This is a genomic window from Streptomyces sp. NPDC048337, from assembly GCF_043201175.1.
Lineage (GTDB): Bacteria > Actinomycetota > Actinomycetes > Streptomycetales > Streptomycetaceae > Streptomyces.
In genome coordinates, this window is record NZ_JBICYR010000012.1 from 41,911 (window position 1) to 48,483 (window position 6,573).

Below are 6,573 nucleotides of genomic sequence, written 5' to 3' on the forward strand. Positions count from 1 at the left end.
GGGCATCAGTCCGACATGGCCACGAGGATCCGGCGGTCGCCCGTGAAGGGGCGGCGGCCGTGGGCCAGCAGGACGTTGTCGATGAGCAGGACGTCGCCCTGTTCCCAGTCCACGTCGACGGCCTCCTGGAGGCCGCGGTCGCGGATCTGGGTGACGTACTCCTCGGGGATGGGGCTGCCGTCGGCGAAGGTGACGTTCTGCGGGAGCTCGTCGGCGGGGAGGATCTGGGCGAGGGCCGCCGCGGTGTCGTCGCCGAGGCCGGCGGGGTGCCACTGGTCGGCCTGGTTGAACCAGACCTCGGCGCCGGTGTCGGGGTGCTTGAGGGTCGCGGGGCGGACCATGGTGACGTGGATGCCGCCGTCGGCCTTCCACTCCCACTCGGCGCCGGTGCCGTCGAGGAAGACCTCGACGTCCTCGCGGTTGGTGGTCTCGAAGGTGTCCTGCCAGCTCTTGCCGAGGCCGAAGCCGTCGTGCAGGTACTGGACGTAGCGGACGCCGTCGGCGAAGGCCTCGCGGACCTCGTCGTCGAGGGACCGCAGCCAGCGGGCCGCGTCGACGACGGGGGTGGCGCCGCCGCCGCCCGGGCGGACCTGGCAGTAGAAGGCGAGGCGGGTGGGCCAGGAGTGGGCGTAGCTCATCTCGTTGTGCATGGAGATGGTGAACTCGGCGGGGTATTCGGTGGAGGTGTAGACGTTGCCGCCGACCTTGGTGCGCGGGGAGTTGCCGTGGACGTAGGCGAGGCGGTTCGGCAGGAGCAGGCCGAGGACGTCGTCGAGGCGTTCGGGCGATACGTCGAAGCCCCGGAATACCAGGCCCTTTTCCTGGACGAGGAGTTCGGAAAGCCTCTCCGGGCCGAGTTCCACGAGCCTTTCGATCAGTTCCTCCGGGCCGCCGATTCCCTCTGGTTCGATTTCCAGCGGTGTCCAGACATCGGTGTTCGGCATTCTTCACCTCTCTTGATTCGGTTAGTCTTCCCATGCTCCCGGGGCGTCCCCCGGGAACGCCATGGGCGCTCTATATAGGAGGGTGCGTCCGTATTTCCGGCGGTGACGCGAAAAGCTGCGCGCCCCTGCCGGTGCAGGGACGCGCAGCGCGTGCCGGATGAGGCCGGCGGGGCGTCAGTTCGCGGTGATGCGCTCGTTGAGCCGGCCCAGGTGTTCGAGTCCGGCGAGGACTTCCTTGGTCGGAATGCCGAAGTCGATGAGGCAGCCGATCTCGTCGACGCCGATCGCGCGGGCCTGCTCGACCATCGGGAGGACCTCGTCGACGGTGCCGAAGAGGGCGCCCTCCCGGTAGTAGCGGTCGAAGGCGCGGGCGACGAGGAAGTCCATGTCGGCCTCGTTGAGGTCGTCCAGGTCGACGGCGTCGCCGACGAAGGAGCGGGCGATCAGGTGCATGGAGCTCTTGAGGTACTCGGAGAACGGGGCGCGCACCTGCTCGCGCACCGCGTCGGAGTCCTCGCCGATGAGGGTGTGCAGCATCAGGACCACGTGGCCGGGCCAGCCGTCGTGCTCGGCCGCGGCGACGCGGCGGTACTCGGCGATCTTCTCGGCGAGTTCGTCGAGGTTCTGGCCGAGCACGTGGGTGAGGAGGCCTGCCTTGAGGCGGCCGGCCGCGCGGAAGGTCTCGATGCCGCGTGCGCTCGTGACCCAGACAGGCACCTCCCGCTGGACGGGCGGCGGATAGGACTGGACGGTCACGGGCCGGCCGAGCCCGTCGACGGCCTCCAGGCTCTCGCCGCGCCACAGCCGGCGGACCTGGCCGATGGCGTCCAGGACGTTCTGGCGGCGCTCGGGGTAGGTCTCGGGGCGCAGCGCGAAGTCGACGGCGTGCCAGCCGGAGGCGAAGGCGAGGCCCGCGCGGCCGCCGGAGAGGTTGTCGACGACCGACCACTCCTCGGCGATGCGCAGGGGGTGGTGGAGGGGGGCCACGACGGAGCCGGCGCGGATGGCGACGCGCTCGGTGACGGCGGCGACGGCCGCGCCGAGGACGGCCGGGTTGGGGTAGGCGCCGCCGAAGGGGTGGAAGTGCCGCTCGGGGGTCCAGACGGCCGCGAAGCCGTTGCGGTCGGCGAACTTGGCGCCCTCCAGGAGGAGTTCGTAGCGTCCGCTCTCGCCTGCGGCGGTGCTGTCGTTGGCGAAGTAGAAGAGGCTCAGGTCCATCGGTTCTTCTCCCGTGGGGCTACGTGAGGTGGTCGGCGGGTGCCGTGGGCCGTGCGGCGGGGTTCGCGGCCGGGTCTTCCGGTGCGGGTTCGTCGCCGGGTGCGGGGGCGAGTGCCTCGCCGGGTGCGTCGCCGGGTGCGTCGCCGAATGCGTCGCCGGGTGCGTCGCTCCCTCTGCGTACGGCGGGCAGTGCGGCGGCCGTCAGGGTCAGCAGGGCCATGCCCGCGGCGACGGCGAGCACGCTGTCGGAGGCCTTCCAGGCGTCCAGGAGGAACCCGCCGCCGAGTGCGCCGAGCGAGGCGCCGCCGGAGACGAGCAGGTTGGAGGTGGCGCCTGCCCGGCCCTGCATCTCGTCCGGGGTGGTCGACATCTGGTGGACGGACGCGGCCACGCCGAAGACGGCTCCGACCAGGTTCATGAGGGCGAACGCGGCGCCGATGAGGACCGGTTCGGTGGTCATGGCCATCACGGGGATCAGCAGGGACCAGGCGGCGAATCCGCCGATGAGCAGCGCGGGCAGCGAGATCCGCTCCATCCACCAGCGGGCGCCCACGGCTCCGAGGAGCCCGCCGGCCCCGCTGATCGCGAAGACGACGCCGACGACGGACTCGGAGTGCCCGGCGTCGCGTACGAGCAGCACCACGACGGCGAGGGACAGGATCTGGAAGAGCCCTCCGCCCAGCGCGACCAGGCCTACGGCCGTACGCAGGAACCGGCGGCCGCGCAGCCAGGCGAAGCCCTCCGCGATCTGGGCGAGCGGCCGGGCGGGGGCCGCGGTGCGGGAGCCCTGGAGGGGGGTGCGGATGAACAGGAGCGTCACGACGGCCACGACGGCTCCGATCGCCGCCGTCATGAAGGGGCCCCAGCGGACGACGGTGAACAGGGCGGTGCCGGCGGGTGCGCCGAGCAGGCCGGCCGCGCGGCCGCGGGCCTCGTTCTGGGCCATGGCCGCGCCGAGTTGCTCCGCCGGGACCAGGGCGTGGACCGCTCCGCGTTCGGCGAGCTGGTGGACGACGGCGAAGGCGCTCTCGACGAAGACGACCGCGATCAGGTGGGCGAGGCGGGGGGTGCCGGCCAGCAGGGCGGCGGCCAGGCTGCCCAGGGCCAGGAGGCGGCCCGCACCGCAGCCGATCATGGTCTTGCGGCGGTCCCAGCGGTCGGCGAGTACGCCTGCCGGGAGCTGGAGGAGGAGGTTCGGGACGAGGGCCGCGAAGCCGACGAGCCCCGCCGCGGAGGCGGATCCGCCGGTCGCCCACAGGGCCAGCAGGGGGTAGCAGACGGCGCTCATCCTGGTACCGAAGAATGCGGTCCACTGGCCGCTCCACAGGAGCAGGAAGTCCCTGTTCCGGGAGAGCGGTACGGGCGCCGCCTGGGCGGGGGGCTGCTGGGCGGCGGGGGCCGCCGGCGTCGCGGGCACGGTGTCCATTCCTCGCTGCCGGAGGTCAGGCGGCCGCGGCGGCGGCTTCCGTCTCCCGGATCAGGCTGGCCGGGCGCATGTCCGTCCAGTTGGTCTCGACATAGTCGAGGCAGCTTTGGCGGTCCGCCTCGCCGTGGGCGGTGGTCCAGCCGGCCGGGATCTCGGCGAAGGACGGCCACAGGGAGTGCTGGCCCTCGTCGTTCACCAGCACCAGGTACAGGCCCTCTTCGTTCTCGAACGGGTTCGACATGTCACACCTCGGTCAGCTTCGGTCGGATTCTTGACGTCCCGTACGGGCCGCCGGTGGGAGAGGATTGGCGCGTGCCCGCGTGGCGGCGGCGTACGGCACACGATGAATCTGCGGCAGCCGCCTACAGCGTTCCTATAGATCCGGCGACGTACGGATCCACCGATCCATCCGGAGGGGCTGCGTGACGATCCGAGTACTGCTGGCCGATGACGAGGCGATGATCCGGGGCGGGGTCCGGGCGATCCTGGAGTCCGCCGAGGACGTCGAGGTCGTGGCGGAGGCCGGGGACGGCCGGGAGGCCGTGGACCTCGCCGCGCGGCACCGGCCGGACGTCGTGCTGATGGACATCCGCATGCCGCGGATGGACGGGCTGACGGCGGCCGCGGAGGTACGGCGGCTGGTGCCGGGGACGGCCGTGGTGATGCTGACCACCTTCTCCGAGGACAAGTACATCGTCGACGCGCTCGCCGGGGAGGTGAGCGGCTTCCTGCTCAAGTCCGGTGACCCGCAGGACCTGCTGACGGCCGTACGGGCGGTGCGGGACGGGGCGTCGTTCCTGTCTCCGCAGATCGCGCACCGGGTGATGCGGCTGCTGGGGGCGCGGGACGTCGGCCGGGGCATGGCGGCGCAGGAGCGGGTGGCCGCGCTGTCGGGGCGGGAGCGGGAGGTGCTCGCGCTGCTCGGGGCGGGGTGCTCCAACGCCGAGATCGCGCGGAGGCTGTTCGTCGTGGAGGGAACGGTGAAGGCGTACGTCAGCGCGATCCTGACCCGGCTGGAGGTCAAGAACCGGGTGCAGGCGGCGATCGTCGCGCACGAGGCGGGACTGGTGCCCCAGGTGTGACGCCCGCCCGGTTCCGGGCCGCACGACGGCGGCGAGGCCGGGGTCGCCCCTGGGGGGCGACTCCCGGCCTCGCGTGCCGAGTCGGGGGCGGGTTACGCGTCGCGCTTGCGGATGGTGGTGATGCCCAGCCAGAGGGCGGCGGCGGCCCAGGCCCCGACGACCAGGAAGCCGACGAACGGGCCGAAGGGCTCGGTGTCGTTGAGGGCGAAGTGGGCGCCGGCCTGGCTCGGGAAGTACTCCGCGATGTCGGCGAGGAAGTCGAGGCTCTTGACGACCTCTCCGATGCCCTGGAGGAGCATCGGGATGACGAGGAACAGGGCGAAGAGGACCACGATGGTGCCGGCGGCGCTGCGCAGGACCGCGGAGAGGCCGATGGTCAGGACGCTGATCGCGGCGAGGAAGACGCCGGTGGCCAGGACCTGGAAGACGATCTCGCCGCTGTAGTGGGCGTACTCGTCGAGCATGGTGCCGCCGAAGAGGACGCCGAGGGCGGCGACGACGACGCCGACCACGAAGGAGACCGCTCCGGTGACCGCGGCCTTCGCCAGCAGCACGCGGCGGCGGTCGGGGACGCAGCTCAGGGTGGTGGTGATGCTGCCCGTCGAGTACTCGCTGGTCACGGAGAGCATCGCCAGGGAGGCCAGGATGAAGATGATGAAGTAGCTGATGGTGCTGACGCCGATGCTCGCCGCGTCGATCGAGTCCTCCGCGCCCGCCACGCCCTTCAGGTTCGAGGTCATCGTCATCGCGGCGAACGGGGAGATCAGCACCATGCTCGCGACGGAGCCGAGGACGAACCAGAGGGTCGAGCGGAGGGAGCGGAGCTTCATCCACTCCGCCGCGATCGCGCCCCGCAGGCCCGAGTCCGTCCGGGTGGTGGTGAGGGTTGCCAGAGGGGTGGTTGCGGTCATGGTGATCGCCTTCTCGGGAGGTGTGCGGGGGGCGGGGGGCTCAGGCGCGGGTCGCGGTCGCGGCGGTGTGCTGCTGAAAGGCGGAGTTGCCGTACTCGACGCTGTCCGCCGTCAGTTCCATGTAGACCTGCTCCAGCGAGGCCTCCACCGCGCGCAGTTCGTGCAGCCGCACTCCCATCTCGTGGGCCAGGTCGCCGACCTGCTCGACGGTCGCGCCCGAGACGATCAGCTCGTTGGAGCCCGCCCACTGGACGTCGGCCGCGTAGCCGGCGAGCGCGCTCACCAGGCCGTGCAGGGCGCCGCTCTCCGGACCGCGGACGCGGACCGTGCCGCCGGCGTGGCTGGCGAGGAGCTCCTCCATGCCGGTGTCGGCGATGAGGCGGCCCTTGCCGATCACGATGAGGCGGTCGGCGGTCAGCTCCATCTCGCTCATGAGGTGGCTGGAGATGAAGACCGTGCGGCCCTCCGCCGCCAGCGAGCGCAGGAACTGGCGGATCCAGCGGACGCCGTCCGGGTCCAGTCCGTTGACCGGCTCGTCCAGCATCAGCACCTGCGGGTCGCCGAGGAGGGCGCCGGCGATGCCGAGGCGCTGTCCCATGCCGAGCGAGAAGCCGCCCGCCTTGCGGTCGGCGACATCCGCCAGGCCGACCGCGTCGAGCACCTCCTCGACCCGGCTCAGGGGCAGGCCGTGGCTGAGGGCCATGGCCCGCAGGTGGTTGCGGGCGCTGCGGCTGGGGTGGACGGCCTTGGCGTCCAGCAGGGCGCCGATCTCGCAGAGGGGGTTGGGGATCTGGGCGTACGGACGGCCGTTGACCAGGGCCTGGCCCGAGGTGGGCAGGTCCAGCCCGAGGATCATCCGCATCGTCGTCGACTTGCCGGCGCCGTTGGGACCGAGGAACCCGGTGATCTTCCCGGGCATGATCTCCAGGGAGAGATCGTCGACCGCGGTCTTGTCCCCGTAGCGCTTGGTCAGGCCCTGAAGGGTGATCATG

General features: G+C 71.8%; 7 protein-coding genes. 1 reads left to right on the top strand and 6 read right to left on the bottom strand.

Going from position 1 to position 6,573, the window contains the following annotated elements; genetic code table 11:
* Positions 1-5: 5 nt before the first annotated feature.
* From ACGFYU_RS20565 to ACGFYU_RS20580, 4 genes are all read right to left on the bottom strand, one after another.
* A complete protein-coding gene (locus ACGFYU_RS20565) occupies positions 6-944 on the bottom strand; it encodes a TauD/TfdA family dioxygenase (RefSeq protein ID WP_393828718.1) in 939 nt (312 codons plus the stop codon).
* A gap of 174 nt (positions 945-1,118) precedes the next feature.
* A complete protein-coding gene (locus tag ACGFYU_RS20570; RefSeq protein WP_393828719.1) occupies positions 1,119-2,162 on the bottom strand; it encodes a MupA/Atu3671 family FMN-dependent luciferase-like monooxygenase in 1,044 nt (347 codons plus the stop codon).
* Between the two features lie 19 nt (positions 2,163-2,181).
* Complete coding sequence (locus tag ACGFYU_RS20575) at positions 2,182-3,579, bottom strand: MFS transporter (RefSeq protein ID WP_393828720.1); 1,398 nt, start codon at positions 3,577-3,579, stop codon at positions 2,182-2,184.
* A gap of 25 nt (positions 3,580-3,604) precedes the next feature.
* Positions 3,605-3,829, bottom strand: coding sequence for an MbtH family protein (locus ACGFYU_RS20580; protein WP_382644160.1), 225 nt, complete (start codon positions 3,827-3,829; stop codon positions 3,605-3,607).
* Positions 3,830-4,010: 181 nt separating this feature from the next.
* On the opposite strand from ACGFYU_RS20580, the gene ACGFYU_RS20585 reads away from it, so the two are divergent.
* On the top strand, positions 4,011-4,670 hold the full coding sequence (locus tag ACGFYU_RS20585; protein ID WP_393828721.1) for a response regulator: 660 nt from the start codon (positions 4,011-4,013) through the stop codon (positions 4,668-4,670).
* Positions 4,671-4,762: 92 nt separating this feature from the next.
* On the opposite strand, the gene ACGFYU_RS20590 is transcribed toward ACGFYU_RS20585, so the two are convergent.
* Positions 4,763-5,581: an ABC transporter permease subunit gene (locus ACGFYU_RS20590; RefSeq protein ID WP_393828722.1), complete on the bottom strand. Its 819-nt coding sequence runs from the start codon at positions 5,579-5,581 to the stop codon at positions 4,763-4,765.
* Between the two features lie 40 nt (positions 5,582-5,621).
* A complete protein-coding gene (locus tag ACGFYU_RS20595) occupies positions 5,622-6,572 on the bottom strand; it encodes an ABC transporter ATP-binding protein (RefSeq protein ID WP_393828723.1) in 951 nt (316 codons plus the stop codon).
* Position 6,573: the final 1 nt, after the last annotated feature.

Coding starts and splice junctions, on each gene's coding strand:
- ACGFYU_RS20565 (WP_393828718.1), bottom strand. CDS start 944: ATGCCGAACACCGATGTCTGGACACCGCTGGAAATCGAACCAGAGGGA.
- ACGFYU_RS20570 (WP_393828719.1), bottom strand. CDS start 2,162: ATGGACCTGAGCCTCTTCTACTTCGCCAACGACAGCACCGCCGCAGGC.
- ACGFYU_RS20580 (WP_382644160.1), bottom strand. CDS start 3,829: ATGTCGAACCCGTTCGAGAACGAAGAGGGCCTGTACCTGGTGCTGGTG.
- ACGFYU_RS20590 (WP_393828722.1), bottom strand. CDS start 5,581: ATGACCGCAACCACCCCTCTGGCAACCCTCACCACCACCCGGACGGAC.
- ACGFYU_RS20595 (WP_393828723.1), bottom strand. CDS start 6,572: ATGATCACCCTTCAGGGCCTGACCAAGCGCTACGGGGACAAGACCGCG.